The 26,206-nt window shown below is 73.2% G+C and carries 23 protein-coding genes; 7 read left to right on the top strand and 16 right to left on the bottom strand.

Features of this window, described 5'->3' with window-relative positions; translation table 11 throughout:
- Positions 1 to 38: 38 nt before the first annotated feature.
- Positions 39 to 1,709: an AI-2E family transporter gene (locus tag ACPYO6_RS05535; protein WP_425713899.1), complete on the bottom strand. Its 1,671-nt coding sequence runs from the start codon at positions 1,707 to 1,709 to the stop codon at positions 39 to 41.
- A gap of 91 nt (positions 1,710 to 1,800) precedes the next feature.
- Here ACPYO6_RS05535 and ACPYO6_RS05530 point away from each other — a divergent pair, with 91 nt between their 5' ends.
- Entirely contained in the window at positions 1,801 to 3,258 is a 1,458-nt protein-coding gene (locus ACPYO6_RS05530; RefSeq protein ID WP_425713898.1) for a UTP--glucose-1-phosphate uridylyltransferase, read from the top strand.
- Between the two features lie 164 nt (positions 3,259 to 3,422).
- Here the strand turns inward: ACPYO6_RS05530 and ACPYO6_RS05525 are convergent, their stop codons facing one another.
- The 5 genes from ACPYO6_RS05525 to ACPYO6_RS05505 form a co-directional block, all read right to left on the bottom strand.
- Positions 3,423 to 3,800 carry a DUF3052 family protein gene (locus tag ACPYO6_RS05525; protein WP_425713897.1) on the bottom strand — a complete coding sequence of 126 codons (378 nt, stop codon included), beginning with the start codon at positions 3,798 to 3,800 and terminating at the stop codon, positions 3,423 to 3,425.
- A gap of 103 nt (positions 3,801 to 3,903) precedes the next feature.
- On the bottom strand, positions 3,904 to 4,353 hold the full coding sequence (locus ACPYO6_RS05520) for an SRPBCC family protein (RefSeq protein WP_425713896.1): 450 nt from the start codon (positions 4,351 to 4,353) through the stop codon (positions 3,904 to 3,906).
- A complete protein-coding gene (locus tag ACPYO6_RS05515) occupies positions 4,343 to 4,687 on the bottom strand; it encodes an ArsR/SmtB family transcription factor (RefSeq protein ID WP_425713895.1) in 345 nt (114 codons plus the stop codon). Before ACPYO6_RS05515 ends, ACPYO6_RS05520 begins: the two co-directional genes overlap by 11 nt.
- Before the next feature lie 10 nt (positions 4,688 to 4,697).
- Positions 4,698 to 5,051 carry a VOC family protein gene (locus ACPYO6_RS05510; protein ID WP_425713894.1) on the bottom strand — a complete coding sequence of 118 codons (354 nt, stop codon included), beginning with the start codon at positions 5,049 to 5,051 and terminating at the stop codon, positions 4,698 to 4,700.
- 239 nt (positions 5,052 to 5,290) lie between these two features.
- On the bottom strand, positions 5,291 to 5,560 hold the full coding sequence (locus ACPYO6_RS05505; RefSeq protein ID WP_425713893.1) for a WhiB family transcriptional regulator: 270 nt from the start codon (positions 5,558 to 5,560) through the stop codon (positions 5,291 to 5,293).
- Positions 5,561 to 5,711: 151 nt separating this feature from the next.
- On the opposite strand from ACPYO6_RS05505, the gene ACPYO6_RS05500 reads away from it, so the two are divergent.
- The gene (locus tag ACPYO6_RS05500; protein WP_425713892.1) at positions 5,712 to 6,521 is read left to right on the top strand and encodes a hypothetical protein; all 810 of its coding nucleotides are present in this window, start codon (positions 5,712 to 5,714) and stop codon (positions 6,519 to 6,521) included.
- 35 nt (positions 6,522 to 6,556) lie between these two features.
- Here the strand turns inward: ACPYO6_RS05500 and ACPYO6_RS05495 are convergent, their stop codons facing one another.
- Entirely contained in the window at positions 6,557 to 8,047 is a 1,491-nt protein-coding gene (locus ACPYO6_RS05495) for a gluconokinase (protein WP_425713891.1), read from the bottom strand.
- A gap of 119 nt (positions 8,048 to 8,166) precedes the next feature.
- Here ACPYO6_RS05495 and ACPYO6_RS05490 point away from each other — a divergent pair, with 119 nt between their 5' ends.
- On the top strand, positions 8,167 to 8,931 hold the full coding sequence (locus ACPYO6_RS05490; RefSeq protein ID WP_425713890.1) for a dihydrofolate reductase family protein: 765 nt from the start codon (positions 8,167 to 8,169) through the stop codon (positions 8,929 to 8,931).
- Positions 8,932 to 9,037: 106 nt separating this feature from the next.
- On the opposite strand, the gene ACPYO6_RS05485 is transcribed toward ACPYO6_RS05490, so the two are convergent.
- A complete protein-coding gene (locus ACPYO6_RS05485) occupies positions 9,038 to 9,907 on the bottom strand; it encodes an SDR family NAD(P)-dependent oxidoreductase (RefSeq protein ID WP_425713889.1) in 870 nt (289 codons plus the stop codon).
- 87 nt (positions 9,908 to 9,994) lie between these two features.
- On the opposite strand from ACPYO6_RS05485, the gene ACPYO6_RS05480 reads away from it, so the two are divergent.
- Together ACPYO6_RS05480 and ACPYO6_RS05475 are read left to right on the top strand one after the other, a co-directional pair.
- Positions 9,995 to 10,594 carry a TetR/AcrR family transcriptional regulator gene (locus tag ACPYO6_RS05480; RefSeq protein ID WP_425713888.1) on the top strand — a complete coding sequence of 200 codons (600 nt, stop codon included), beginning with the start codon at positions 9,995 to 9,997 and terminating at the stop codon, positions 10,592 to 10,594.
- Between the two features lie 171 nt (positions 10,595 to 10,765).
- Positions 10,766 to 11,911, top strand: a complete 1,146-nt coding sequence (locus tag ACPYO6_RS05475; protein WP_425713887.1) for a glycerol dehydrogenase — start codon at positions 10,766 to 10,768, stop codon at positions 11,909 to 11,911.
- Between the two features lie 170 nt (positions 11,912 to 12,081).
- On the opposite strand, the gene ACPYO6_RS05470 is transcribed toward ACPYO6_RS05475, so the two are convergent.
- Positions 12,082 to 12,702 carry a 1-acyl-sn-glycerol-3-phosphate acyltransferase gene (locus tag ACPYO6_RS05470; RefSeq protein WP_425713886.1) on the bottom strand — a complete coding sequence of 207 codons (621 nt, stop codon included), beginning with the start codon at positions 12,700 to 12,702 and terminating at the stop codon, positions 12,082 to 12,084.
- Between the two features lie 316 nt (positions 12,703 to 13,018).
- Between ACPYO6_RS05470 and ACPYO6_RS05465 the strand changes: the two genes are divergently transcribed.
- Positions 13,019 to 13,657 (top strand): hypothetical protein, encoded by a 639-nt coding sequence (locus tag ACPYO6_RS05465; protein ID WP_425713885.1) that lies wholly within the window; start codon positions 13,019 to 13,021, stop codon positions 13,655 to 13,657.
- Positions 13,658 to 13,701: 44 nt separating this feature from the next.
- Here ACPYO6_RS05465 and ACPYO6_RS05460 read toward each other — a convergent pair whose 3' ends face one another.
- The 3 genes from ACPYO6_RS05460 to ACPYO6_RS05450 form a co-directional block, all read right to left on the bottom strand.
- Entirely contained in the window at positions 13,702 to 14,763 is a 1,062-nt protein-coding gene (locus ACPYO6_RS05460) for a zinc-dependent alcohol dehydrogenase family protein (protein WP_425713884.1), read from the bottom strand.
- Positions 14,764 to 14,891: 128 nt separating this feature from the next.
- Entirely contained in the window at positions 14,892 to 16,607 is a 1,716-nt protein-coding gene (locus ACPYO6_RS05455) for a patatin-like phospholipase family protein (RefSeq protein WP_425713883.1), read from the bottom strand.
- Between the two features lie 53 nt (positions 16,608 to 16,660).
- Positions 16,661 to 17,242 carry a TetR/AcrR family transcriptional regulator gene (locus tag ACPYO6_RS05450; protein WP_425713882.1) on the bottom strand — a complete coding sequence of 194 codons (582 nt, stop codon included), beginning with the start codon at positions 17,240 to 17,242 and terminating at the stop codon, positions 16,661 to 16,663.
- Positions 17,243 to 17,379: 137 nt separating this feature from the next.
- Here ACPYO6_RS05450 and ACPYO6_RS05445 point away from each other — a divergent pair, with 137 nt between their 5' ends.
- A complete protein-coding gene (locus ACPYO6_RS05445; RefSeq protein WP_425713881.1) occupies positions 17,380 to 20,187 on the top strand; it encodes an MMPL family transporter in 2,808 nt (935 codons plus the stop codon).
- Positions 20,188 to 20,309: 122 nt separating this feature from the next.
- On the opposite strand, the gene ACPYO6_RS05440 is transcribed toward ACPYO6_RS05445, so the two are convergent.
- The 4 genes from ACPYO6_RS05440 to ACPYO6_RS05425 all read right to left on the bottom strand — a co-directional run bounded on the left by ACPYO6_RS05440 (position 20,310) and on the right by ACPYO6_RS05425 (position 26,158).
- A complete protein-coding gene (locus ACPYO6_RS05440) occupies positions 20,310 to 22,034 on the bottom strand; it encodes a DUF222 domain-containing protein (RefSeq protein WP_425713880.1) in 1,725 nt (574 codons plus the stop codon).
- Between the two features lie 719 nt (positions 22,035 to 22,753).
- Entirely contained in the window at positions 22,754 to 23,824 is a 1,071-nt protein-coding gene (locus tag ACPYO6_RS05435) for a hypothetical protein (RefSeq protein ID WP_425713879.1), read from the bottom strand.
- Positions 23,821 to 25,080: a threonine ammonia-lyase IlvA gene (ilvA, locus tag ACPYO6_RS05430; RefSeq protein WP_425713878.1), complete on the bottom strand. Its 1,260-nt coding sequence runs from the start codon at positions 25,078 to 25,080 to the stop codon at positions 23,821 to 23,823. Before ilvA ends, ACPYO6_RS05435 begins: the two co-directional genes overlap by 4 nt.
- Before the next feature lie 127 nt (positions 25,081 to 25,207).
- Positions 25,208 to 26,158: a copper resistance CopC family protein gene (locus tag ACPYO6_RS05425; RefSeq protein ID WP_425713877.1), complete on the bottom strand. Its 951-nt coding sequence runs from the start codon at positions 26,156 to 26,158 to the stop codon at positions 25,208 to 25,210.
- Between the last annotated feature and the right edge of the window lie 48 nt (positions 26,159 to 26,206).

Raw genomic sequence — 26,206 nt, 5'->3', positions numbered from 1 at the left:
CCGGGACCACCGATCGGACGCCTCCGACGGCGGGGCGGCTACTGCTGCGCGTCGTCGTCGGGAGCGTCCGGGGCGTCGTTCCCCGGCTCGGTGCCGCCGGGTCCGCGAGCGTCGCGACGTTGCGCGTCGGTCCACCTCGGCCCGCGGGCGTCGCTCCTGCCGGTGCCGGCCGGCTCCTCCGCGCCCGGACCGGCTCCGGCGGCAGCCCGGTCGTCGACGGTCGCGCCGCCCGCCGCGTCGCCCTCCCGTCGGGGCTGGACGCGGACCGGTCGGGTGTCGCCCGCCGTCCCGGCGCCGCCTGAACGGCCCCCGCGCCCCGCGTCACCCGCATGGCCGGCCCGTCCGGCGTCGTCGGAGGGGTGCGTCCCCGGGTGCGTGCCGCGCGACGCGGCCGACCCGGTGGCTCCCGCGGTCCCGGCGCCGTCCACGGAGGTGCGCTGCGTCGTCGGGGCGATGGGGTGGGACCCACCGGACCCGGCGCGTGCCCGTCGGAGCTCGCCGACCGTGATCTCGCCCGACTTGTGACGGCTGCCGGCGAGATCCTCGGCGCCGTCCTCGCCGCTCGGTTCCCGCCGCGCGTTGCGGCCCCGGCGTTCGGCGCGCATGCGGTCGGCGGCGTCGAGCTCGGCCTGGGTGCCGGTGACCTTCTTGTCGCCCGACTGTAGGAACACGGCGAAGACCTTCGTGCGCGGGTCGGAGTCGATGAGGACGGCCTTGGCGAACAGGGTGAGCGGGACGGCGAGGATCGAGCCGAGCGGCCCGACGATCGAGGTCCAGAAGACCAGCGACACGAACGTGACGGTGGAGTTGAGGCCCACGGCGTCGCCGGTGACCTTGGGCTGGATGAACGTCTGGAAGCCGTTGTTGATGACCGTGTAGACGACGATGATCCAGATCATCGTGCTGACGCCGCCGTCGAGCAGCCCGACCAGCGCCGGCGGGATGAGGCCGATGAAGAAGCCGATGTTGGGGATGTAGTTCGTGACGAACGCGAACAGCGCGAACGTCCACGCCAGCGGGACGTCCATGACGGTGAGGGCGATGCCGTCGCCGATCGCGACGATGGCGCCGAAGACCGTGGAGACGATCCAGTACTTGCGGACCTGCGTGGTGAAGCCGGTCAGAGCGTCGGTGAGGTAGGGCGCGGCCTCGCGGAGGGACTCGGTGCGGCCGCGCACGTTGATGGTGTCGAAGCCCATGAACGCGGTGATGACGACGAACAGCACGGCCTGCGACGTGCCCGAGGTGAGCATGTTCGCCGCGCCGCTGACCACGCTGAGGATCTGGTTGAAGTCGATGCCCGAGAGGTACTGCTCGAAGTTCGAGACGTCGACCCCGAGGCTCGACAGCCAGGCGAGCGAGTCCGTGTACATCTGCTGGTACGTCTCGCGGTACTCCTCGCGGGCGAGCAGCGTGCCCGTCTCCGCCACGCCGTACGCGATCCCGCCGATGATGCCGAGCAGGATGAGGTAGACCGCGAGCAGCATGAGCAGGGTCGCGAGCCAGCCGGGCAGGTGGAGGTACTTCCGCAGCCAGACGATGAGCGGCCGAGCGGTGACGACCATGGTCAGGCCGAAGAACGCGGGCGCGATGATCGAGCTGATCGTCTGGACGCCGGCCATCGCGATGACGGTGACCGCGGCGACGCCGAGGACCACCAGCCCGATCGGGAATGACCTCCGGTGGTCGGCCATGTCGCTCGTGCTCATCGATCCTCCACGGGTGCCCGGTGCACCGCCGCGGTGCTCGGCGGGCGAGGCACATCCTGCCAGGCCGAGGGAGCGGCGGTAGCGTGCGGGGATGACTGACGCAGGTCACCACCACGGCCCCGGCGCCGGACGTCACGACGGACAGGACCACGGCTCCGACGACGGACGCGCCGCCGGCCTCGACGAGGCGCTCCGCCGGATGGCCGACGCCGACACCTCCGAGACGGCCCGCCGGGTCTTCGCCGCCCAGTACGACCAGCTGGCCCGCGGCGCGTCCGGCACGCTGCCCGAGTCCACGCTCCACCCGCTCGACGACGTCACGCGGCTCGCCGACGTCGAGGTGGACGAGGCGGCCGCCGACGCCGCGCTGCGCGCCACCGCGCTCCTGCGGCTCAACGGCGGCCTGGGGACGTCGATGGGCATGTCGGGCCCGAAGTCGCTCCTCACCGTGCGCGACGGGCGGACGTTCCTCGACATCGTCATCGACCAGGTCCGCAGCGCGAGGGAGTCCTCCGGGGCGACGCTCCCGCTCGTCCTCATGCAGTCGTTCCGCACCCAGGGCCCCACGCGGGAGGCGCTCGCCGCCCACCCGGACCTCGCGGTCGACGGGGCGCCGACCGACGTCGTGCAGAACCGGGTCCCGCGCCTGCGCGCCGACGACCTCACGCCCGTGGACTGGCCGGACGACCCCGAGCTCGAGTGGGCGCCGCCGGGGCACGGCGACCTCTACACGGTCCTGTACGACACCGGCCTGCCGCGCACGCTGCTCGACGCCGGGTACCGCTACCTCTCGGTGTCCAACATCGACAACCTCGGGGCGACGCCGGACGGCCGGCTCGCCGGATGGTTCGCCGCGAGCGGGGCGCCCTTCGCCATGGAGGTGTGCCGCCGTACCCGGGCCGACCGCAAGGGCGGGCACCTCGCGGTCCGTACGGAGGACGAGCAGCTCGTGCTGCGCGAGGTCGCGCAGACGGCCGAGGAGGACCTGGGCGCGTTCCAGGACGTCGAGCGGCACCGGTACTTCAACACGAACTCGCTGTGGTTCGACCTCGAGGCCCTCGACGCGGCGCTCGCCGAGCACGACGGCGCACTGGGGCTGCCGCTCATCCGCAACGTCAAGACGGTCGACCCGTCCGACAAGGGGTCCACGTCGGTCGTCCAGGTCGAGACGGCGATGGGAGCGGCGATCGAGCTGTTCGAGGGGGCCGTGGCGCTCGAGGTGGGGCGCGACCGGTTCTCGCCGGTCAAGACCACGGACGACCTCCTGCTCGTGCGGTCGGACGCCTACGAGCTCGACGACGACTTCCGGCTCGTCGCGCAGGTCGACCCGGTCCCGTCGGTGGACCTCGACCGCGACGTCTACAAGCTGGTCGACGCCCTCGAGTCGCGGTTCCCGGCCGGCCCGCCGTCGCTGCGCGGGGCCCGGTCGTTCGCCGTCGAGGGGGACGTGACCTTCGGTGGGGACGTGGTCGTCACCGGCGAGGTCGTCGTGCGCGCCGACGAGGTCGGGGACCACGTGCCCGACGGCGCCCGGCTGGGTGGGGAGTAGCCCGGCGGCCGGAGTGGAACGTGCGTCAGGGACGTAGTGACGCGTACCCGACGGCGCCCGGCCGGGCGCCGACGGCGGCGTGCTGTCCGGCCCGGCCGACCGTCCCCCGCACCGTCCTGGCGTCCTGGCGTCCTGGCGTCCTGGTGACGGTCGCGTACCCGCGGTCAGCTCGCGGGCTTGAGACGGACCGACGACCAGGTGTCGGAGAGCGAGATGTTGCCGTTGAGCGTCCAGCCTGACTCCTCGGCGCGCTTCCAGATGCTGTCGCGGTTGATGTCGGCCTTGTTGCCCTTGGGGTAGCCGATCCAGACGGCCTTCGGCGTCGACAGCAGCGGGAAGACGTCGTCGAGCAGCGTGTCCAGCTCGTCGCGGCTGTGGGCGAACATCACCGCGGCACCGGTGGTGTCGCGGTCGATCCCGTCGACGACGGTGACGTCGTCAGGAAGGGGGTCGAGCAGTGCTCGCTGGTCGGGCGTGGCGGGGCCGAGCAGCAGCTCGGTGCCGGGCTTGATCTGAAGCTTCTCCGCGATCGTGCGCGCCATGACGTGACCTTTCGTCGAGTTGCCGCCGGCGGGTGCCGGCCACAGGTGGTGGATTCGGTCCTGCCCCTCCCGGAGGGCAGGCAGGACAGATGGGTCGAGCGGATCAGTGGAGGTGCTGGAGCAGTTCGCTCAGTCGGCGCAGGACGTGGCTGCGCCAGCCGCCGTTCATGAACTTCCGCGCGAGCTGCTGGGTGGGGTCGTCGAGGTCGAAGCCGGCGTGCTCGAGGAACAGGCGGGTGCCCTTCCCCTCGGGCTGCAGCATCCAGGTGACGGTGGTCGCCATCCATTCGGGCTGTTCGGCGTCGGCCCAGCTGATCCGCAGCATCTTCTGTGGTCGCAGGTCGAGCACCCGGCATGCGATTCGTCCGGAGAATCCGGTCTGTGCGATCGGGCGTGCCCAGAAGGTGAACCGGTGACCCGCGACGGGTGCGAAGTCGTTGGGCATCAGCCACTGCGCCATCAGCTCCGGCGTCGTCAGGGCACGCCAGACCTTCGACGGCGGGTGTGGGAAGTACTGGTCGACCTCGATCCGGGTCAGGTCGTCATGTGTCATCGTCGTCCATCTCGTCGAGGACACCGCCGAGCGCGGTCATCCGGTCGCGCCAGAAGCGCTCGTAGGGAGTGAGCCAGTCGATCAGCTCGGCCATCGGCTCGCCCGTGACGCGATAGAAGCGGTGACGGCCCTCCTGCCGCTCCTCCACGAGTCCGGACTCGCGCAACGCGCGGAGGTGCTCGGAGACGCTGGGACGGGCCATGTCGAACTTCCCGGCGAGCTCCCCGGCGGTGCGCTCACCGCCGAGGAGCGCGTCGAGGATGTCGCGACGCGTGGGGTTGGCGAGCGCGCCGAACACCTCGTCCAGCGGACCGCTCTTGAGACGTCGAGGCAATCCGGCGACCTCAGCCCTGCAGGATGTAGCCGTTGCCGTCAGGGTCCGAGAAGGTGGCCTGTCGGCCCCACGGCATCTCGTTCGGGCCGTCGACGACCACACCGGTCTCCTGCAGGCGTGCGACGTCGGCGTCCAGGTCCGAGCTGGCGAACAGGACGCCCTGCCCGCCGCCGGCGCTCATGCCGGGGAACGGCGTGTGCAGCACGAGCGTGGTGCCGCTCGGTGCGCCGACCTCGAGCCAGCGGTTCTCGCCGAAGGTCTGGTCTGTCGTGACCTCGAGCCCGAGCGCGTCGACGTAGAAGTCGCGGGCGCGGTCCTGGTCAGCGACGAACACGGTCACGGTCCTCACGGTGGTGATAGCCATGCCGAGAGAATAGGTAGGAATAAACCTACACGTCAAGGGCCTTGAAGCCGGCGATGCGAAGGGCCGACGCCCGGTAGACGCACGAAGGGCCGGCGGCGGTCTGACGACCGCCACCGGCCCCGGTGACCTCACCACTCCCCCCGGGGTGGTGGATCTCCTTCTGTGCGAGAACCACGGGTCCGTGTACCAGGCGTCCCCATGGCCCTCATCCCCCGTCCCCTGCGAGGCGGCCCACCCGCCTACGCAGCGACGATGCGACGCTCCTTCCGGATCGCCCGACGCTCCGACGGCGTGGTGCCGCCGAAGATGCCGAAGGGCTGATTCGTCCGGAGCGAGAACTCGAGGCACATCTCCGCGACCGGGCAGCTCGCGCAGACCGCCTTGGCCCGGGCCACCTGTGCGTCCACGGCCTTGCCCTGCCCCTCGGGGAAGAAGTCGTCCGTGGGGAGGTCGGTGCACGCACCCTGGACTCGCCAGTTCGGGTCGGTGTCCTCCGGGAAGCTGTTCATGGGTATGACTTCACCGGTCGAACCTGGATGGACCCTGGGAATGGCCGCACAATCATCTGCGAATCCTGGATCGCGCTAGGTTCTCCCTGGCCGGGGAGTCCCCGACCGTCACAGCAGAGTCGATCCTGCAGCGCCGACACGAGGAGATCCCATGGCCAACCCGAAGCTCGCCGCGAAGGTGACGGAGGTGCTCGGGTGCGCCCCCGAGGACGCCGTGCTCATGCTCCCCAGGGACGGCCAGAACTGGGTGGCGCAGAGCATGGACAAGGGGCCGAAGAAGTTCTCGATCGGCGGTCTGGTCGCGGACGCCATCGTCAAGACCGAGGTCCGCCCCGGCGGTCACGTGCTGGGGATGCCGTTCCCGCCCGAGGGCCCGGTCGTGTGGGCGATGACGCCGACCGCGGCCATCTGCATCGACACCCGTGCCGGGTTCGGCAAGTGGATCCCCGAGCGGGTGTTCGCCAGCTTCGACTACTCGGCGCTCGACCGCTTCTGGCACGAGAAGGTCGGCATGGCGTACTACGCCGTCCACGTGACGATGCGCGACGGCAACCACTGGGAGTTCTCCATCGGCAAGCGGGACCTGCCGACCTGGCAGGCGATGGAGCAGGAGATCAACGGCCGGGCGCAGCGCGCCGGGGGCGGTCAGGCGCCGCAGGGGCACGGGCAGCCGCAGGGCAACGGTCAGCCGCAGGGCGCGCCGCAAGGCCAGCCGGCCGGCCAGCCTGGTCAGTGGCAGCCCGGGCCGCCGCAGGGGCAGCCCCAGGGGCAGCCGGCCGGTCAGCCCGGCCAGTGGCAGCCCGGCCCGCCGCAGGGACAGCCGCACGGTCAGCAGGGCCAGCCCGGTCAGTGGCAGCCGGGACCGCCGCAAGGCGCTCCCCAGGGGCGACCGGGCGAGCAGCCCGGGTGGGCCGGCGAGCCCGGCCAGGGACTCCCTCCGGGCTGGGGCTCGCAGCGGTAGTTCCGCGGCCCGTCGGCCTCCCCGGCGGGCGGCCGTCAGAGCGGCGTGACCGCCGCGTAGGCGTCCTCGAGCTGGGCGAGCCGACGCGCGTAGTGCGCGGTGCGGGCCGGGACCGGCTCGCACCGCTCCCCGAGCGGCCCCACGGCCGGCGTGACGTCCGGCGCGAGCACCCGCAGCGCGAGAAGGGCGGAGCCCCGCATCGTCGTGCGCTTGTAGGTCACGGGCGTCACCGGGGCGCCGAGGACGTCCGCGAGGAGCTGGGCGAAGCCCGGGATCGCGCCGATCAGTCCGCCGCTCACCCGGATCTCCGAAGGCATGCCGGCGACCCCGCGCAGCTGCTTGGCGAGGCGCGCGAAGCTGAGCGCCACGCCCTCGAGGAGTCCGCGGGCCAGGTCCGTGGGCGTGTGGGCCGCCGAGATGCCGAGGACGGTGCCGAGCGCCCCGGCCGACCACCCCGTCGAGCGCTCGCCGGACAGGAACGGCAGGACGAGCGGCGTGGAGGACAGCGGCTCGGGTTCGAGGACGGCGTCGAGGTCGCCGTCGATCCGGATGTTCTCCCGGAGCCAGGTCACGGCGCTGCCGACGTCGGTGAGGGCGCCGCCGAGGAGCGAGTGCCCGTCGTCGACCCGGTAGCCCCACAGGCCGGGCGGCAGGGTGGCGGGGATCGTCTCGACGAGCAGGCGCATCGCGCCGGTCGTCGATGCCGCGAGGACGGCGGTCGAGCTGCCCGTGCCGCCGGCGCCGAGGCTCGACCCGAGACCGTCGGGGATCCCGGGGAACCACTGCGCGTCGGCGAGGGCGGGCCACCTCTTCGCGATCGCGCGAGCGGCCTTGGGCTCGAGGACGATCGGCACGCCGGGGTCCTGGACCGGCGAGAGCTGGGCGCGCCGGATCCCGGACAGCCGCAGCAGCTGCGTGTCCCACTCGCCCGTGCGGCGGTTGAGCAGGCCGGTCCAGGAGGCGGTGGGCGTGCTTGCGACGGCGACGCCGAGGAGCCGCAGGTGGACGTACTCCTGCAGCGACATCCACCGGTCGACGCTCGCGAAGAGGTCCGGCTTGGTCTCGCGCAGCCACCGCAGCCGGGGCGCGAGGTAGCTCGTGTGCAGGCGGGTGCCCGTGCGCTGCTGGAGCTCGGACTCGCCCAGCTTGGTGCGCAGCGCGGCGACCTGTGGCCCGCTGCGTGAGTCGGCGTAGGTGTAGCAGGGCGTGACCGCGGCCCCCGACGCGTCGACGCCGACGAGCGAGGCGGCGAAGGCGTCGAGCGAGACGCCCGCGACCTCTCCGTCGACGCCGTCGAGCACCTTCTCGATCACCTCGGAGACCTCGGCGGTGGCCTGGTCGGCGTCGAAGACCGACGTGCCGTCGACGTCGGTGGTGAACGCGTGGGAGACCTTGTGCCGGGAGTCGCGCAGGGGTCGGCCCGCCGCGTCGTACAGCCCTCCGCGGGTAGCCGTGGAGCCGACGTCGACGGCGAGGACGAGCGGCCGTTCGGCGTCGGACAAGGTCGTGCGGAAGGCGTCGGACATGTGTCTCCCTGACGGGTGGGCTTCTCCCCACGCGGGTGAACGATGCGGCCACGGTAGCGGCCCGCCGGGAGTGCCGTTCCCGCGACCGTCCACCGATCGCCGCGGATAGCCTGTGAGGCGTGACGGACGAGACGCGTGACGCGGTGCCGGGTGCCCTGTTCGACCGGCTGTGGCCGGAGCCGGGTGAGGTGACGGCCGACGAGCTCGCGGCGACCTACCTCGAGCCCGGGGTGCGGTCGAACATGGTCACCTCGATCGACGGGTCGCTGACGATGGACGGCCGCGCGGGCGGCCTCTCGGACCCGGTCGACCAGGCGCACCTCCACCTGGCCAGGAGCGCGGCCGACGTCCTGCTCGTCGGCGCCGGGACGCTGCGCGCCGAGGGCTACGGGCCGGTGCGCACCGACGAGACCGGGGTCGCCCGCCGCCGCGCCGCCGGCCAGAGCGACCACCCGCGGCTCGCCGCCGTCTCGGCGAGCCTCGACCTCGACGAGTCCTCCCCGATGTTTCGCGACGCCCCCGAGCGTCCGCTCGTGCTCACCGTGACCGGAGCCCCGCGGGAGCGCGTGGCGGCGCTCGAGGAGGTCGCCGAGGTCGTGCTGCTGCCGCCCGGGGAGGGCGGCGGGGTGAGCGGGCGGGCCGCCGTCGACGCCCTGCGCGAGCGCGGGCACGCGCGGATCCTCACCGAGGGCGGTCCGACGCTCCTGGGCGCCCTCGTGGCCGAGGACGCGCTCGACGAGATGCTCGTCAGCTACTCGCCGGTCGTCGCGGGCGGCACCGGGCGCCGGATGGTGCTCGGCGCGGCCGAGGCGGTGCGCGAGGCGGAGCTGGTCTCGCTGCTGCGGTCGGACTCGCTGCTGGTGGCGCGCTATCGCCTGACGTAGGTCGACGTCGGGTCGTGGACCCGGCCGAGTCGCGCGCGGGTGGGCGGCCACCTGCGCGCGCCCGCCCGCCCTGGCCGCGTGCCCTCGACTGCGCGGGGTGCTCGGCCTACGCGGGTGCGGCGCCGTCGTCGGGGGAATCGACCGTGTCGAGCGACCAGTCGACGCCGAGCATCTGCGCGGACATCTCCCAGTGCTGCCGGACGGTCGCGGGGTCCTTCGCCGCGCGGTTGAGCAGACCGGGCCGGCGCCGGTCGTTGTAGTAGCGGCCCGACTCCCACGTGGTGCCGGGCGTGCCGTCGACGAAGTGCGCGAGGGTCGCCCCTCCACGCGCGGGCCGGGTGAGGAGCGGACGGAGTGCGCCGTGGTACATCCGGCGCAGGAGGCCGCTCGTCTCGCCGCCGAAGCTCGTCGCGACCACGCCCGGGTGGAACGCGACCGACGAGACCCCGTGACGGTGGAGGGCGGCGTGCAGCCCGCGCGTGAACAGGATGTTGGCGAGCTTCGCGTTCCCGTATGCGCGATCCGGGCGGAAGTCCGAGAGGCTCTCGATGTCGTCGAGGTCGAGCCGGGCGTAGACGATGTTCGCGACGCTGGCGGTCGCCACCACGCTCGCACCGCTCGCGACGAGCTTCTCCCGCAGCAGGTTCGTCAGCAGGTACGGGGCGAGGTGGTTGACCTGGAACGTCTTCTCGAAGCCGTCCTCGGTGCGGACGGGGCCGGCGAAGAACCCGCCCGCGTTGTTGGCGAGGACGTCGATCCGGTCGAGCGTGCCGTCGAGCTCGGCGGCCAGGTCGCGCACCTCGTCGAGGCGGGTGAAGTCGGCGACGTGGTGCTCGGCGCCCACGCGCCCGGCCACGGAGCGGGTCTTCTCGGGGGAGCGGCCGACGACGACGAGCCGCACCGAGTCTCCGGCGAGCCGTTCCGCGGCGGCCGCGCCGATGCCGTCGCTGGCGCCGGTGAGGACGATCGTGCGCATGGGGTGCCTCCGGGGTCGAGGTGGTCGGGAGAACCGTACCACAAAGCGAAACGAAATAGTTTCGTATCGCTCGGATAGAGTGGCCGCATGGACCTCCCCCGCGCCGGAGACCGCACGCGTCAGGGCCGCCCCGTGGACCCGAGCCTCGGCCCGCGCATCCTCGAGGCCGTCATCGACGTCATCGCCGAGTCCGGGTACGCGGCCATGACGACGGCGGTCGTCGCGCGGCGGGCCGGCGTCTCGACGGCGACGCTCTACCGGCGCTGGCCGACCAGGCGGGACCTCGTGCTGGCCGCCGCGTCGGCGGTGGGCAACGAGGAGAAGGACGTCGACACCGGGTCGACCGCCGGGGACCTGCGCGCGATGCTCGAGCACAAGAACGAGGTCCTCTCGGGCCGGGTCGTCACGGCGCTCCTGTCGCTGATCGCCGAGTCCGCCCACGACGCCGAGCTGGCGGGCGTCGTCCGGGGGATCGTCTACCGCCCGACCCGCGACGCACTGGCGGCGATCCTGGCGCGGGCGCACGACCGCGGGGACGAGCCGGCCGTGGACGCGGACCGGGCGGCGCTCGTCGTCGTCGGGTCGATCATGGCGGCGGCCGCCTTCCGCGGCGACGGAGCAGAGGTCGAGGAGCTGTTCGGCCCGGCGGACATCGACCTGCTCGTGCGCGCGCTCACCAGGACGTAGCGGGCACGGTGGCGGGCGACGACGGGGATGTCGGTGTTCGTCGTCGGGCTGGAAGGGGTTCGTGATCTCCGTGCCGTGATCTCCGTGCCGGGACCTCCGGCCCGGGACTCCGACCGGCGCGGCTCCTAGCGTGGTTCGTGAACCATTCAACGGCTCACGAAGGAGACCCGGATGTCCGCCCAGTCGCTCATGTCTCTCATCGCCCCGTCCCGCTACACGCAGGGCCGCGGCGCCATGGCCTCGATCGGGGAGGAGCTCGCGCGGCTCGGCGAGGTGCCGATGATCGTGGCGGACGACGTCGTGTGGGGAATCGTCCGCGAGACCGTCACCGCCTCGCTCGAGGCGAAGGGCCTGCCGGTGCACCGCGTGCCGTTCGAGGGCTACGCGACGGCGCGCTCGATCGACTCGCTCGCGGCGAGCGCGAAGGAGCTCGGCGCGGACGTCATGGCGGGCGTGGGCGGCGGGTCGACGATCGACGCCGTCAAGGCGGCCGGTCACCTCGCCGGGATCCGCTGGGCCTCGGTCCCGACGATCGCGTCGACGGACGCCCCGTGCTCGGCCCTGTCCGTGGTCTACACGGAGGAGGGGGCGATGGAGGAGTACCGGTTCTTCCCGCGCAACCCCGACCTCGTGCTCGTCGACACGCAGCTCGTGGCGAACGCCCCGGCGCGGCTGCTCGTGGCCGGGATCGGCGACGCGCTCGCCACCTGGCCGGAGGCACGGGCCGTCGCCCGCGCGAAGAAGTCCACGATGGCCGGCGGTCAGGCGACGATGTCCGCGAAGGCGCTCGCCCGGCTGAGCTGGGACATCCTCCACGAGGACGCGCTGCCGGCGATCGCCGCCGTGGGGCGGAACGTCGTCACGCCGGCGGTCGACCGGGTCGTCGAGGCCAACACGCTCCTGTCCGGGCTCGGCTTCGAGTCGAGCGGGCTGGCGGCCGCGCACGCGATCCACGACGGGCTGACGGCCGTGCCGCAGACGCACCACCTCACGCACGGCGAGAAGGTCAACGTCGGGACCACCACGCAGCTCGTCCTCGAGTCGGCGCCCACCGAGGAGCTCGACGAGCACATCCGGTTCACCACGCGCGTCGGCCTGCCGAACACGCTGGTCGAGGCCGGGATCGACGTCGACGACCTCGACTCGCTGCGGACCGTCGCCGAGGCTGCCACCGCCGAGGGGGAGACGATCCACAACATGGACGTCGAGATCACGACGACGACGCTCGTCGACGCCCTCCGCTTCCTCGACGACTACGCGGCGCGGGTGCGCGAGGAGGCCGGGCTGCCTGCGCCTGCGCCGATGCACCAGCACTGAGAAGGCGGGCCGGCGAGCGTCGGTGGGGCGCCCGGTGGCCGTGCGGCGAGCGTCGGTGGGGCGCCCGGTGGCCGTGCGGCGGGCGCGGCGCCCGAGAAGGCGCCGCGCCCGTGCCGTCGTCCGTGCCGGTTGGCCCGCGCCGACGGGCGGGCGCAGGACCGCAGGGTGCGTCAGCCTGCCGGAGCCGTCGCGGGGTCCGCGTAGGTCGCCGTCTCCTCGTCGGCCAGCGACGGCGGGGTGCCGAGCTCGGGGTGGACGCCCACCTTGTCGGCGTAGAAGGCCCGGAATCGGTCCATGTCCGCGCGGACGTCGCCGGTGAGGCGGATCGTGGGGCCGAGACCCGTGGTGCGCGTGACCGAGTCGAGGAAGCCGAGCACCACGGGCAGGTCGGCGGCCAGCGCGATCCTGTAGAAGCCGGACTTCCAGTGCTCGCGGCGCCCGCGCGTGCCCTCCGGGGTGATGACGAGGTGGAACCGCTCGCCGCGCTCCGCCCGGGCGACGAGGTCGGCCACGAGTCCATCCGGGTTCCCGCGGTCGACCGCGATACCGCCGAGCGCCCGGAAGAACGGGCCCGCGATGCCGTCGAAGTACTCCCTCTTCATCAGCACCTTGGGCGTGAGGTCGCGGGACCAGGCGATGCCGAGCATGAGCACGAAGTCGAGGCGGGCGGTGTGCGGGGCGCCGATGAAGATCGCGCGTGGCTCCCGGACGTCGGGTGCGACGAGTCGGTAGCGGACGGCGGCGAGGAGAGCCTTGCCGAGGGCGCGGCGCAGCATGCGGGGGGCGGACACACGGCCACGGTAATCGCCGGTCCGCGCCCGCGCGCGCCCGAGCCGTTCTCTCGGAGGGCGCGCACCAGAACCGCACTCCCGGCAAGTGATGGGGTGGGCGCCTGAGCCGCACACTCGACCGGTCACGGGTTCCCAACCGCAATCTCGATGGGAGGGGGCTCAACCGCAATCTCGATGGGAGGGGTTCCCAACCGCAATCTCGATGGGAGGGGTTCCCAACCGCAATCTCAACGGAGTGGCGCACCAGAACCGCACTCTCGACCGGTCGCGGGGCGGGGTCCCGTGCGTCGGCGGGGGCGGGCAGTAGGTTCGGGTCATGAGCGACACCGGCTACGGGGACTTCGAGTTCGAGCGCAAGTTCGTCTGCGCGGGCCTGCCGGAGATCGTCGCCGCCGAGGCGGACCCCGTCCTCATCGTGCAGGCCTACCTGCTGGCCGACGAGGGCTACGCGGTGCGCGTGCGCGTCCAGGGTCCGGGGGCGGGACTGACCGCGGCGGACCTCGGGCGGACCGACGAGGTGCTCGACGAGCTGGCGCCGCGCGTCGAGTTCGCCGCGCTGACGGCCAAGGGTCCGCACGTCGGGGGGACGCGCTACGAGGCGGAGCGGGAGCTGGACCCGGGCGTCGCCGTCGAGCTCGTGAGACGCGGTCGGCACCACGTGGTCAAGCTCCGGCACGCGGTCTGGCTCGGCGACGACGGGTGGGTGATCGACGAGTTCGCCGGCGCCAACGCGCCGCTCGTCGTGGCGGAGTGCGAGCGCGGGGGCCCGGTCGTCGACCTCGTCGTGCCCGACTTCTGCGTGAGCGAGGTGACGGCGGACGCGCGGTTCGGGAACGAGCACCTCGCCGTCGAGCCGTACTCGACCTGGCGCTCGACGTTCGAGCGGGAGCTCGCCGTCACCGGCCCCGTGTTCTCGCAGGAGTTCGGACAGAACCGGCTGCCGAGCCAGGGGTAGCGTCCGTCACCGCCCGGCCGCCCGGCCGCCCGGCCGCCCACCCGCTACGGCCGGACCATCACCTTGATCTCGCGTCGCTCGTCCATCGCGGCGTACGCCTCGGCCACGTCCTCGAGCGGCACGCTCGCGGTGAACACGGCGCCGGGCTCGATCCGACCGGCCGTGACCTCCGCAAGCAGCTCGGGCAGGTAGGCGCGGGCGGGAGCGACCCCGCCGGCGAGCGCGACGTTGCGGCCGAACAACGAGCGCGGCCGGATGCCTCGGGTGACGCCGTTGGGCACGCCGACGTACCCGACTGTCCCGCCGGGCCGGGCGCACGCGATCGCCTGGTCCATCGACTCGTCGGTGCCGACGGCCTCGAGGACGACGTCGGCGCCCGGGACGCCGAGCAGCTCGCCCAGCTCCTCTGCGGCCTCGTCGCCGCGGGTGGTGAGGATGTCGGTCGCGCCGAAGCGGCGCGCGAGAGCCTGCCGGTCGGCGTAGCGGGAGAAGGCGACGACCCGGGACGCGCCGAGCCGGGACGCGGCGAGCACGGCGGACAGCCCGACGGCGCCGTCCCCCACCACGGCGACCGTCGCTCCCTCGCGCAGCCCGGCCGCGCGGGCGGCGTGCCAACCGGTTCCCATGACGTCGGACAACGTGAGGAGGTGGGCGAGCAGGGTGTCGTCGACGTCGGCGGCGTCGAGGCCTGCGCCCACGAGCGTGCCGTCCGCGAAGGGGACGCGCACGGCCTCGGCCTGGAGGCGTCCGGTGGGCAGTCCGTCGCCGTCGGGGGCGCCCCAGAACCCGCCGCGCTCGCACGAGGTCTGGATGCCGTTCCGGCACGAGAAGCACTCGCCGCACGAGAACGCGAAGGGCACGACGACGACGTCCCCCGTGCGAACCGTCGTCACCTCCCCGCCCGCCTCCTCGACGACGCCGACCGCCTCGTGCCCGATCGTGCGGGGCTCCTCGACGGGGACGATCCCCCGGTAGTGCCACAGGTCGGAGCCGCAGACGCACGCGGCCGTGATGCGGACGACGGCGTCGGTGGGGGCGAGGAGGGCGGGGTCGGGGCGGTCCTCGACCCGTATGTCGCGGGCGGCGTGGAGGACGGTGGCGCGCATGGCACCAGCGTGCCACCCGGTGGGTTGGGGTGCTGCGCGCGACGCCTCTGGCGCCACCCTGCGGGTACGTGCGGCCCGGGGTGCCGCGGGCGTCACCCGCCCGGTGGGTTCGGGCGCCGCGCGACGCCTCAGGCGCCGCCGGACGGCGGCGCGCCGGACGTGCCGGCGTCGTCGTCGTCGAGCCGCCAGAGCGGCGGGGCCTCGATCTGCTCGCCGTGGGTCTCCCACGTGCGCCACCACGAGTCGGCGTGGGCGGGGACGTGCCCGGCGGGCAGGATCTCGAGGAGGGCGCGGATCTCGGTCTTCACCGCGGTCAGCTCCTCGACGAGACCCGTGCGGGAGTCGCCCGCCGGCTCGCGGTGGAGGAGGCGGCGGAGCTCGGTGCGCAGGTCCGTGCGATGCGCGGGCGGGCGGCCGGCCTCGGGGGTGCGGGCGGCGGAGGTGCGGCCCGCCTCGGGAGTGCGTGTGGCCGGTGTGGCCGTGGGCGCCCGTGCGCCGGCCGACGAGGGACGCGCGAGGCTCGCGAGCCCCGAGGCGCCGTCGGGGGGCTGGACGCTCCCGGACCCGTCGGGCGCGAGCATGAGCTCCTCGATCTCCCACGCGCGGCGTCGGGCGCGGATGAGCGCCGAGCCGGCGTCCTCGTCCGCCTCGCTCGCCCCGAGATGGGTCTGCGCGGCCCGGATCCAGCCGTGGTCGGCCATGAGCGCCGTCAGGCCCCGGTCCACCGTCATCGTGTCGTGGACGTCGACGGTCGCGTGGACGACTCGCGCACCCGCCCTGCGGGCGAAGACGACCTCGTCGCGGAGCTGCTCGTCGGACATGATCGAGGTTCCCGTGCGCATCATGACGGAGACGATGTCGGTGCCGACCGGGGAGTCGCCGGCGTCGGCGCCGGGCGGGTGGCAGACGATCGCCCAGACGTCGGGCACGCCGAGCTTGTCGATGACGACGTCGGCGGGCAGGTTCTCGCGCACGCCGCCGTCGATGTAGTGCTCGCCGGCGATGGGGATCGGCTCGAAGACCGCGGGGATCGCGCACGAGGCCCACACGGCGAGGGCGAGGTCGGCGGCGGTCACCGGCTCGCCGTCGTCCCCAAGGAGCGGGACGTCGCCCCGGTCGCGGATGACCCCGTCCTGGTCGGCGAAGCGCAGCTCGCCGGACTGCAGTCCCACCATCGCGATGCGGAGCACGACGCCGGAGGCTCGCACGCGCGCAGGATCGAACGTCTCGGTGTCGATGAGTGAGTCGACGACGAGTCCCGGCGTGTACATCGACCTCGCCTCGGAGGCGCTGCGCAGGATCGCGGCGAGATCGCCGCCCGCTCTCCCGAGCGCCGGGAGGTTGCCGATCATCTGGACGATCTGGGCGGCGCTCCAGCCCCGCTCGGGCTCCTCGCCCTGCGTGGCCCGTGCGGCGCGCGCCTCGGCCGCGGTCTCCGGGACCGTGCCCGGGGGCGTGGATGTGCGCTGGGTGCTGCCGCGGTTGACCGGGTCGAGGAGCTGGAGGTAGCCGGGACCGCGCTCGCTGAGGGCCTTCCACCAGGGGAGCGGCCGGAACATGGCGTCGGGGGAGTCCATCGAGCGCCACAGCGTGTCGAGGTGGTCGAGCCAGGCGCGCTGCTCGTCCCGGGTGCGGCCCTGGGAGAGGATCGCCGCGACGATCGCGCCCGCGGAGGCGCCCGCCATCACCTTGGGCTCGATGCCGACCTCGTCGTAGAGGTAGCGCAGCGCGCCGAGGTGGAAGTCGGCACGCGAGCCTCCGCCGGACAGTACGAGGCCGGTCGTGCGGGCGCGGCGCCGGCCGACGCTCGGCACCCATCGGCCGGGCGGGAGGCGGCGACTCATGCCCTCCAGGGTAGGGCGAGAGGACGGGAGGCCGCGATGGGACTCGGGGCGGCCTATCTCGTCGGCGGTCCGAGGACGGCGTCGACCATCCGCTGCGCCTCCGCGGGCTCCGGCGGCGTGCGGCTGATGACCCTGAGGACCACCGTGCCGACGAGCGACTCGGCGATCTCGTCCAGAGGCGCGCCGGGGTAGAGGTTGGCCGACGTTCCGGTCGCGGCCTGCAGGCGGGACGCGAGGGACTCCTCGCCGGTCAGGCTGTCGCGCACGCGCAGGCCGATGTCGGCGCTCTCGATGCTGGCGGAGATGAGCGAGCGCACAGTGCCCTCGCCCTCGGGCCGGCCGACGGTGCGGAAGATCGCGAGGATCCAGCTGACGAGGTCGGCCCGCAGGTCGCCGGTGTCCGGGACGACGACGTCGACGGGAAGCAGCATCCCCTCGACGAGGCACTCGGCGACCAGGTCGGCCTTCGAGCTCCACCACCGGTAGATCGTCTGCTTGCCGACGCCGGCCTCGGTCGCGATCCTGGCCATCGTCATGGCGTCGTACCCGTGCTCGTCGAAGAGTCGGGCGGTCGCCTCGAGGATCGCGAGCCGGGCCGTCTCGGACCGGACGGGTCCGCTGCGGGTCGAGGTCATGGCGTCGGCGTCCTTCCTGCTGTGGCCGTCACCATAGGCGGCCGGATCTCGTTGACGAGACGAAACGTCTCGTCTTATCCTAACGCAGGCCGATCCGTGCCTGCGGCGGCCTGTCGACGTCGGGGAGTGGCACGTTCATGGCCGGATGGTTGTTCGGGGTAGGAAGGTTCGCCGCGCGGCACGCGAAGGCGGTGCTGGGGGCGTGGCTCGCAGTGCTGATCCTGGCCGGTGGTGCGTTCGCCGCGTTCGCCGGCACGCTGACCGGATCGTTCGACATGCCGGACACGGCGTCGTCGGAGGTCATCGCCGAGCTCGAGGAGGAGCTGCCCGACCAGAGCGGCGCCACCGGCACGGTGGTCCTGCGCTCGGAGGACGGGGCGTTCACCGAGGAGCAGATCTCCGCCGTCGCCGACCTCGGTGCGGAGATCGAGCAGCAGGACGACGTGGCCGCCGTCGTCGATCCCTTCGCCACCCAGGAGCAGCTCGCCGGCAGCGCCGCCGAGCTCGAGTCCGGGGCCGCCGAGGTCGAGTCGGGTCAGGCGGAGCTCGACGCCGGCCGCACCGAGCTCGAGGACGGCCAGGCGCTCCTCGACGAGGGGCGTGCCGCGCTGGACGAGGAGCAGACCAGGCTCGACGGGGCGCGCGAGCAGGCGGAGGCCGCGGGCGCCCCGACGGACGAGATCGACGCCGGACAGACCCTCCTCGACGAGCAGCGCGCCGAGCTCGACGCCGAGCAGGAGCGCATCGACGACGGGCTCGCCGAGCTCGAGACCGGGCAGGCCGAGCTCGACGCCGGCCGCACGCAGACGGAGCTGGGCGCCGAGCTCCTCGAGCACTCCGAGGGCATCGGGGTCGTCTCCGAGGACGGCTCGACCGCGCGCCTCACCGTCTCCTTCAGCGAGCCCATGCTCGAGCTCGACGACGCCTCGCGGCAGGCGGTCGTCGACGTCGTCGAGTCCGCCGAGATCGAGGGCGTGGAGATCGTCCCCGCCTCCGACCTGTCGCAGACCGTCCCGGAGATCCTCGGGATCGGCGAGGTCATCGGTGTCGTCATCGCCGGCATCGTCCTGGTCGTCGTGCTGGGCTCGGCCCTGGCCGCCTCGTTCCCGATCGTCACCGCGGTCATGGGCGTGGCGATCGGCTCGCTCGCCACCCTCGCGTTCTCGGGGGTCGTGCAGATGTCCTCGGTGACGCCCGTGTTCGGCGTCATGCTCGGGCTGGCCGTCGGTATCGACTACTCGTTGTTCATTATCAATCGGCACCGCACGCAGCTGCTCGAGGGGGTCGACGTGCGCCGGTCGATCGCTCTCGCGAACGGGACCGCGGGGACGGCGGTCGTGTTTGCCGGCGCGACCGTGGTGCTCGCGCTGCTCGCGCTCAACGTCGTCGGCATCCCGTTCCTCGGGATCATGGGCACCGCCGGTGCCGTGAGCATCGTCGTGGCCGTGCTGCTCGCCGTCACGGCGACGCCGGCCCTCCTGTCGATGGCCGGCCTGCGCATGCTCGGTCGCAAGGGGAGGGCGCGCCGCGAGGCGGCGCTCGCCGAGAGTGCGGGCGGGGTCGCGGTCGAGGGACCCGGAGACACCGGTACGACGACGAACGACGCAGCGACGAGCCCGTCGTCGTCCGGCAGGAAGGCTGTGCGACCGATGTCGATGGGCTCGGCGGTCGGCCGGGTGCTCGTCGGCGTCGTCGCTCTGCTCGTGCTCGCGATCCCGGCGCTGGACATGCGCCTCGGCCTGCCGACGGGTGAGAACGAGCCGGTGGACTCCGACGCCTACCGCGCGTACGAGATCGTCTCCGAGGAGTTCGGGGAGGGCGCGAACGGGCCGCTGCTGGTCACGGCGGACCTGCCCGGCGGCCTCGACGAGAACGAGCTGCTCGAGGCCCAGGTCGAGGTCGTCCGCGAGATCGGTTCGCAGGAGGCTGTGGTCGCCGTCGCGCCGATCGCCGTGTCCGAGGACGGCACGCTCGCCTCCTTCCAGGTGCTGCCGGAGGAGGACGCCAACGGCGAGTCGACGGCGGAGCTCGTCAACGACCTGCGCGCCCTGCCTCCGGTGAGCGGCGAGTACGAGCTCGGTGTCGCCGGGCAGTCGGCCATCAACATCGACATCTCCGAGGGGCTCTCGGACGCGCTGCCGGGCTACCTCGCGGTCGTCGTCGGACTGTCGTTCCTCATCATGGTCGCGGTGTTCCGCTCGCTCCTCGTGCCGCTGGTGGCGACCGCCGGGTTCGTGCTGTCGCTGTTCGCCACCTACGGCGTGGCCACCGCCGTGTTCCAGTGGGGATGGCTCGCCGAGCTGATCGGGGTCCACACGACGGGCCCGATCCTCAGCTTCCTGCCCGTGATCGTCGTGGGCGTGCTGTTCGGGCTGGCGATGGACTACCAGCTGTTCCTCACCACGGGCATGCGCGAGGCGTACGTGCACGGAGCGAGCGCACGGGAGGCGGTGGCCGAGGGCTTCCGTGCGGGCCGGCGCGTGGTGACGGCGGCCGCGCTCATCATGATCGCCGTGTTCGCGGGCTTCATCACCTCGGACTCGGTGATGATCAAGTCGTTCGGCGTGGGCCTCGCGGTCGGCGTCGCGCTCGATGCGTTCGTCGTGCGGATGCTCATCGTGCCGGCATCCCTGCACATCCTCGGGCGCTCGGCCTGGTGGCTGCCGCGCTGGCTCGACAAGGTCGTGCCGAACGTCGACGTCGAGGGATCGGCGCTCGTCGAGGAGGTCGAGCACGGTGCGGCGCCGGCCGGGGACGGGGACGGGGCCGTGGCCGTGGCCGGGGACATGGACGGGGACATGGACGGGGCTCGGTCAGGTTCCGCCACTGGCGCCGGTGGGAAGCACGTGCGTGATGCCGAGGACGGCGACACCCGACGTGCTGACGCCAGGGCCGGGCGCCACTCCGCGCCGACTACCGATGCCGACGCGAGCTCGGGGCCGTAGGCCCTCGGCCTGACATCTGACACCTGACACCTGAGGCCCGACGGCGCGCTTGACGCCCGGTCCACCAGCGGCAGATGTGCCGTTGGGGGCCGGGCGTCCTGCTGTGTGTGGGCGTGGAGGTGCTAGTCGGGAACGAGTTCGTCTGCGCGGTCCTGTTCCTGCTTCCGTTCCCGTTCCCGTTCCCGTTCTCGTTCTCGCTCTCGTACTCGTTTGCGTTCCCGTTCTCGTTCTCGCTCTCGTACTCGTTTGCGTTCCCGTTCGCGTTCGGGAGCGCGATTGTTGGCCACGCGGGCGGCAATGCGATCCTTCATCTCCCGGTACTTCTCGGGGGAGATCTCTGGCGCGGGTGTGTGGCGGTAGGGGAAAGGAGAACGGGGGACGGTGTACCGGTGGCCGGTCGGGGTACGCACCTCGTGGCTGCCGTCGGGGCTTGTGGTGTGGTGCCACTGGGGGTTCTGCTTGGCGTAGTTGCAGGTGGCGCAGAGCCCTGTGCCGTTCTCGGCCGTGGTGCGTCCGCCGCGGGCATGGCTGGTGGTGTGGTCGGCGTGCTCGGCGGGGTTGGAGCAGTAGGGAGTCCGGCAGGTGTCGTCCCGGCTGAGGATGAGCTGTCGGAGGCGGCCGGTGAAGGCGCGGGAGCGGGACTCGGTGGTCAGCACGCCGCCGTGGGCGGGGTCGGTCCACAGTCGGGTGAACCAGACGGAGCCGGCGTCGCGGACCTGGTCGCGGGCGATGGCGGCGGGGAGCGGGCCGACGCCGGGGATCCAGGCGGGCTCGTTCCCGCCGACCAGAGTGCCGGCGGGCATGACGATGTTCAGCTCGATGTCGCGGGGTTCGGTGACAGCAGTGCCGGTGACGTGCTCGACGAGGAGGTCGGCGGCGATCTGGTGCCGGGTCCGGCCGTCGGCTGCCCCGTCGTTGGTGATCGCGTGGGCCTGGGTGACGAGGGAGGCGTGGACCCGGACGGCGTCGGCCATGGGGAGATGGGCGGTGACGTAGGCCATCGAGCCCTTTCCACCGCGGATCGTGACCCGGCGCTGGGCGGCTTCGTGCTTCCGGCGGGCGCTCTCGTGCTCGGTGTCGAGCTCCATGGCGTGCTTGCGCGTGTGGGTGTGGGCCTGGTGATCGCTCATGGTGGGCAGGTCGGGGGCCAGCCGGGCATCGACGTCGCGCCGGTCGGCGGGGTCGAGGCCGAACGTCTCGCGCATGACGATGGCCGCCCGGTGCTCGGTGACCTGGCCCTGTTCCATGAGGTCGAGGGTGTGGGGGAGGTCCTCGTCCAGAGCCCGGGCTAGAGCGAGTGCTTGTTCTCCGCGACCGCCGGTGGTGCGGCGGGCGAGCGCGATCTCCTGCGCCAGGCCGGCGCCCTGTTTCGCAACCGGGACACCTCTGGCGCGCTCGGCTTCGATGCGCGTGTGTCGCAGGTCCGCGGCAGCCCGGGCCTGGGCGGCGTGGGCGGCGGCAACGAGCTCGTCCAGGGCGGTGATCTGCTCGATCGCGTCGGCCTCGTTATCGCGGCGGAGCCCGACCAGCGCGTCGCGCATCGCGCGCACGTCCGTCGCACCCAGCACCGGCAGCGCCGAACCTCGTGCGTCTGTCGAGCCGGCGTCCTTGGGATGGTCGCCCGTGCTCGTGCTCGTGCTCGTGCTCGTGCTCGTGCTCTTGCTCGTAATTATTCTGCCGCTGCCGCTGCCGCTGCCGCTGCCGCTGCCGCTGCCGCTGCCGCTGCCGCTGCCGCTGCTCGGTGGGAGCGGTGGCTGCCTGGTTGCTGTCGGCGAGTCCATGACGGTGACCGGAGCCGACGAGGGGGTGGCAGTGGTGGTGTCGGCGTCGGAGTCGTGGGTCGTCATTGCTGCTGCCTCCCTCGTCGTCGAGCCGGAACTATCCGAACGCGTGTTCGAACAGTCTTCACTCTACCGGTATCAAACGACACATGGAAGGACTCAGCGTAAATCTGTGGACAGGCTGGTAATAGACCTGCATGTAGAGGCATTGACCGCAAGCAAACAGCAGTATCGGGGTGTGACCGGGGGACCGCCCAGCGGCGCAAAGGTCCGGGAGTGTGGCGCGGTGGTGTGGCCGTCCAGCGCGTCGAGGTCTGGGTCTGCGGTGCGGCGGCGTGGAGGTCTGGGTCTGCGGTGCGGCGCCGCGGAGGTCGCGAGGGTGCGACGTCGCGGTGCGCGCAGGCGCGGACGTAGAGCACCCGAGGCGCGCGGCACGCCGACGAAGAGCGGAGCTTTGGCCTCGTGGGGGGCGAGGTGGCGACCTGTGAGGTCGCGCCGGCTTGCGGTAGGTGCGCTTCGGCGTCGTGTGCGGTGAGGTGGCGACCTGGGAGGGTGCGCCGGCCTACGTGGGCCGCGCCGCGGCGTCGTGCGATGTGAAGGGCCCGTCAGCGAGAGCGCGCCAGGTGAGACGCGTTGCGACGACGTGGGAGGCGAGGTGGCGACCGCGAGGGCGCGCCGACGTGCGACACCCGCGTCAGGCCGTCGTGGGAGGTGAGAGGACCGCCCGCGAGGGCGCCACGCGCCTACGGGACCTGCGCGACGAGTCCTGCGCTAAGAGACCCGAGCTACAACCCCGTGCGAGGCGAGACGACCCCAGGCATCTCGACCCCGGGCATCTCGACCCCAGGCATCTCGACCCGCAGCCACGCCTCCAGGGCATCGACGAGCCGCACGACCGCACCGACCACCGAGGTGGGATCGGCGGCGGAGGTGAGGACCGCCGTCGTGCGCTCGGAGAAGCCCTCGGGGAGCGAGCGGCACAGCTCCGGCACGCGCGTGCCGAGCCGCTTCTCCCCGGGGTGCGGCACGCGGTTGACAGCGAGCACGACGTCGTGGACGACGGCCAGCAGCTCGGCCACGCGATGGTTGAGTGCGACGAGGTCCTCGCGCGCCGCTGCGGTGGCGATCTGCGCGGGGAAGCTCGTGATCGTCCCGCGCACGAGCGGCCAGCAGTGCCGCACGACGGCCGCCCGCAGCTCCTCCGGGTACTCCGCCAGCGCACGCTCCCGGGCACGCGTGACCCACCCGTCGGGGTCGGCCACGGGCAGCCAGTGCCGCACCGTGTGCCAGTGCGCCGTCGTGTACCCCGCGGACGGTTCGTGGCGCTCGAGCACGGCGTCGAGGCGGTCGGTCACCCGGCTCGTCTCCCAGAACATGACGTCGAGGTCGGTGCCGCTCGCGTGCGTCCACACGTCGGTGACGTCCCAGTAGCGCTGGTCGAGGTCGAGCCGGCGCGCACCGCCGAGCGCCTCGACGACCGCGCGGCGCAGCTCGACGGGCGGGGGCCCGCCGTCGGAGAGGACGTACAGGTCGACGTCGGAACGCGCGTCCTCCTGACCCGTCGCGAGGGAGCCGCCGGCCGCGACCCCGACGACGCCGGGCAGCGCCGCGTATGCCTGCGCCGCGGTGATGACCAGCCGCGTGGTGGGGGAGAGGCCGGAGGCGGGCGAGGTCCCGTCGGCTCGGGAGCCGCCGACGTCGGGGGCGGACCCGTCGGCCGGGGAGGCGCCGACGTCGGGTGCGGGCCCGTCGGCTCGGGAGCCGCCGTCGTCGGGTGCGGACCCGTCGGCTGGGGAGCCGCCGACGTCGGGTGCGGGCCCGTCGGCCGGAGCGGCGCCGTCGGACGCGGTGTTCACAGCAGCATCCCCAGCACGCCGCTCCCGAGCGTGAGCCGCTCGATCCGCATGTGCGAGCGCTCCATCCGGTCCTCGAGCCCGGCGCGGTCGGAGGCGCGCGCGAGGTCGATGCCGACGAGCGCGGGGCCGGTCTCCCGGTTGTTCTTCTTCGTGTACTCGAAGTGGATGATGTCCTCGTCGCCGGTGAGCGTCTCCTCGAGGAAGCTCCGCAGAGCCCCGGGCTCCTGCGGGAACGTCACGAGGAAGTAGTGCCGCAGCCCCTCGTGGATCGCCGAGCGTTCGACGATCTCGGCATACCGCGACACGTCGTTGTTCCCGCCCGAGACGATGCAGACGACCGGCCCGGCGTCCCCGACCTCGACGAGCCCGTTCGCGACCGCCGCCGTCGCCAGCGCCCCGGCCGGCTCGGCGATGATCCCGTCGGTCTGGTACATCGCGAGCATCTCGGTGCACACGGCGCCGGTGGGGACGGAGATGATGTCGTCGACCAGGTCGCGCGCGATGTCGAAGCCGACCTGCCCCGCGCGCGCGACGGCCGCACCGTCGACGAACGCGTCGACCTCGGGGAGCCGCACCGGCCCGCCCGCGGCCAGCGCCGCCTGCATCGACGCCGCCCCCTCCGGCTCGACGCCGACGATCCGCACCCCCGGCACGCGGTTCTTCAGCGCGAGCGCGACACCCGCGAGAAGACCGCCACCACCCACGGGCACGACGACGACACCCGGCCGCTCGCCCCGGTCCGCGCTCTGCTCGGCGATCTCGACACCGACGCTGCCCTGCCCCGAGATCGTCAGCGGGTGGTCGAACGGGTGGACGTAGGTCAGGCCCTGCTCGGTGACGAGCTCGCGGGCGCGGGCGTCGGCGTCCTCGAACGGACCGTCGACGACGACGGTCGTCACCCAGCTGCCGCCGATCTCCGCGATGCGGGCGCGCTTCTGCCGCGGCGTCGTGCCCGGGAGGACGACCGTGCCGTGGATCGACAGGCGCGCGCACGCGAGCGCGACGCCCTGCGCGTGGTTCCCGGCCGACGCGCACACGACCCCCGCGGCGCGCTGCTCTTCGGTGAGCCCCGCCATCACCGTGTAGGCGCCACGGACCTTGTACGAGCGGGTCAGCTGGAGGTCCTCCCGCTTGAGGAGGACCCGGTGGTCGACCGCCTCCGACAGGCGCGGGTTCGTCTCGAGCGGGGTGCGGCGCACGACGGGGCGCAGCAGGTGCGCGGCCCGGCTCACCGCGGTCGCGTTGGGAACGTCCATCCCCCCATCGTGGCACCGCGCCGGGGTCGGCGGCGTGGGCGGTCAGCGGGTGGCTGGCGCCGGCGACGGTGGGTGGTCAGCGCGCGCGGAGCGGATGCGTGCCGTGGGTGGAGCGGGTGCGCGAAGGTCAGAACACCTGGTCGTCGGACTCGTCGCGGCGGTCCTTGGCGTCGGTCTCCTTGCCGCGGTTGCGGACCGCGAAGAACCACACGGCGGCCGCGACGGCGACGACGAGCGCAAGACCGCCGATGATCCACGCGTTGCGGCTGCCGGGGAGCCAGGAGTCCTCGTCGGAGCCGGCCTCGTCGGAGCCGTCGCCGGCGTCGTCGGAGGAGTCATCGGACGTGTCGTCGTCGGCCCCGGCGTCGTCGGACGTGGTCTCGCCGGAGCCGTCGGCGGCGGCCGCGGGCGCAGAACCGGTGTCCTGCGCGTCGTCCGCGTCGTCGTCAGCGCCGTCCTCGCCGGCGTCGTCGTCGGAGCTGCCCGCCGCGCCGTCGGTGTCGTCGGCGTCGTCTGCTGCGTCGTCGTCAGCGCCGTCCCCGTCAGCCGCGCCGTCGCCCGAGGTCTCGACGGTGAAGGGGAGCTCGCCCTCGATGCGGTGCCCGTCGGAGGAGATGACCGACCACACGAGCACCTGCTCGCCGGCCTCGACCTCGGGGAGCTCCCAGACGGCGTCGCGGCCGTCGTACTCGGGCTCCTCGAGCTCGATCTCCTCGCCGCCCGGGCCCTGGAGCACCGCGACGGCGCCGCTCGAGGTGAGGTCGGCCGAGAAGGTCAGGACCGCCTCCTCCGGCGCCTCCGTGAGCGTCGCGCCGTCGGCGGGGTCCGACTCGACGAGGGTGTCGTGCGCGAGGGCCGGCGTGGCCGCGAGCCCGAGGCCGAGCGAGGCGAACGTGGCGACCGCGACGGCGCGCACGGCCAGGGCTCGCCGTCGGGGCGAGGTCCGGGAGGCGGCCGTGGCGCCGTCACCGCCCGGTACGTCGTGCCTGGTCGCTGCGCCGCCCCCGCCCGTTGCGCCGTGCCGGGCCGCCGGGGAGATCGACGAGGTCGTTGCGGTGCGGGCGGACGGGCGTGACATCGGTGGGTTCCTCCTCGACGAGCCGGCGCCCGGACTCCGGACGCTCGC

The organism is Georgenia sp. Z1344, assembly GCF_049856295.1.
GTDB lineage: Bacteria > Actinomycetota > Actinomycetes > Actinomycetales > Actinomycetaceae > JB111.
This window is presented reverse-complemented; position numbering and strand designations above follow the sequence as displayed.

Excerpts from the sequence above, each read along its gene's own strand:
- ACPYO6_RS05480 (WP_425713888.1), top strand. The coding sequence starts at position 9,995 with ATGGACCTCCCCCGCGCCGGAGACCGCACGCGTCAGGGCCGCCCCGTG.
- ACPYO6_RS05500 (WP_425713892.1), top strand. The coding sequence starts at position 5,712 with ATGGCCAACCCGAAGCTCGCCGCGAAGGTGACGGAGGTGCTCGGGTGC.
- ilvA (WP_425713878.1), bottom strand. The coding sequence starts at position 25,080 with ATGGACGTTCCCAACGCGACCGCGGTGAGCCGGGCCGCGCACCTGCTG.
- ACPYO6_RS05535 (WP_425713899.1), bottom strand. The coding sequence starts at position 1,709 with ATGAGCACGAGCGACATGGCCGACCACCGGAGGTCATTCCCGATCGGG.
- ACPYO6_RS05460 (WP_425713884.1), bottom strand. The coding sequence starts at position 14,763 with ATGCGCGCCACCGTCCTCCACGCCGCCCGCGACATACGGGTCGAGGAC.
- ACPYO6_RS05530 (WP_425713898.1), top strand. The coding sequence starts at position 1,801 with ATGACTGACGCAGGTCACCACCACGGCCCCGGCGCCGGACGTCACGAC.
- ACPYO6_RS05465 (WP_425713885.1), top strand. The coding sequence starts at position 13,019 with ATGAGCGACACCGGCTACGGGGACTTCGAGTTCGAGCGCAAGTTCGTC.
- ACPYO6_RS05450 (WP_425713882.1), bottom strand. The coding sequence starts at position 17,242 with ATGACCTCGACCCGCAGCGGACCCGTCCGGTCCGAGACGGCCCGGCTC.
- ACPYO6_RS05425 (WP_425713877.1), bottom strand. The coding sequence starts at position 26,158 with ATGTCACGCCCGTCCGCCCGCACCGCAACGACCTCGTCGATCTCCCCG.
- ACPYO6_RS05505 (WP_425713893.1), bottom strand. The coding sequence starts at position 5,560 with ATGAACAGCTTCCCGGAGGACACCGACCCGAACTGGCGAGTCCAGGGT.
- ACPYO6_RS05485 (WP_425713889.1), bottom strand. The coding sequence starts at position 9,907 with ATGCGCACGATCGTCCTCACCGGCGCCAGCGACGGCATCGGCGCGGCC.
- ACPYO6_RS05455 (WP_425713883.1), bottom strand. The coding sequence starts at position 16,607 with ATGAGTCGCCGCCTCCCGCCCGGCCGATGGGTGCCGAGCGTCGGCCGG.
- ACPYO6_RS05495 (WP_425713891.1), bottom strand. The coding sequence starts at position 8,047 with ATGTCCGACGCCTTCCGCACGACCTTGTCCGACGCCGAACGGCCGCTC.
- ACPYO6_RS05445 (WP_425713881.1), top strand. The coding sequence starts at position 17,380 with ATGGCCGGATGGTTGTTCGGGGTAGGAAGGTTCGCCGCGCGGCACGCG.
- ACPYO6_RS05525 (WP_425713897.1), bottom strand. The coding sequence starts at position 3,800 with ATGGCGCGCACGATCGCGGAGAAGCTTCAGATCAAGCCCGGCACCGAG.
- ACPYO6_RS05475 (WP_425713887.1), top strand. The coding sequence starts at position 10,766 with ATGTCCGCCCAGTCGCTCATGTCTCTCATCGCCCCGTCCCGCTACACG.
- ACPYO6_RS05510 (WP_425713894.1), bottom strand. The coding sequence starts at position 5,051 with ATGGCTATCACCACCGTGAGGACCGTGACCGTGTTCGTCGCTGACCAG.
- ACPYO6_RS05440 (WP_425713880.1), bottom strand. The coding sequence starts at position 22,034 with ATGACGACCCACGACTCCGACGCCGACACCACCACTGCCACCCCCTCG.
- ACPYO6_RS05520 (WP_425713896.1), bottom strand. The coding sequence starts at position 4,353 with ATGACACATGACGACCTGACCCGGATCGAGGTCGACCAGTACTTCCCA.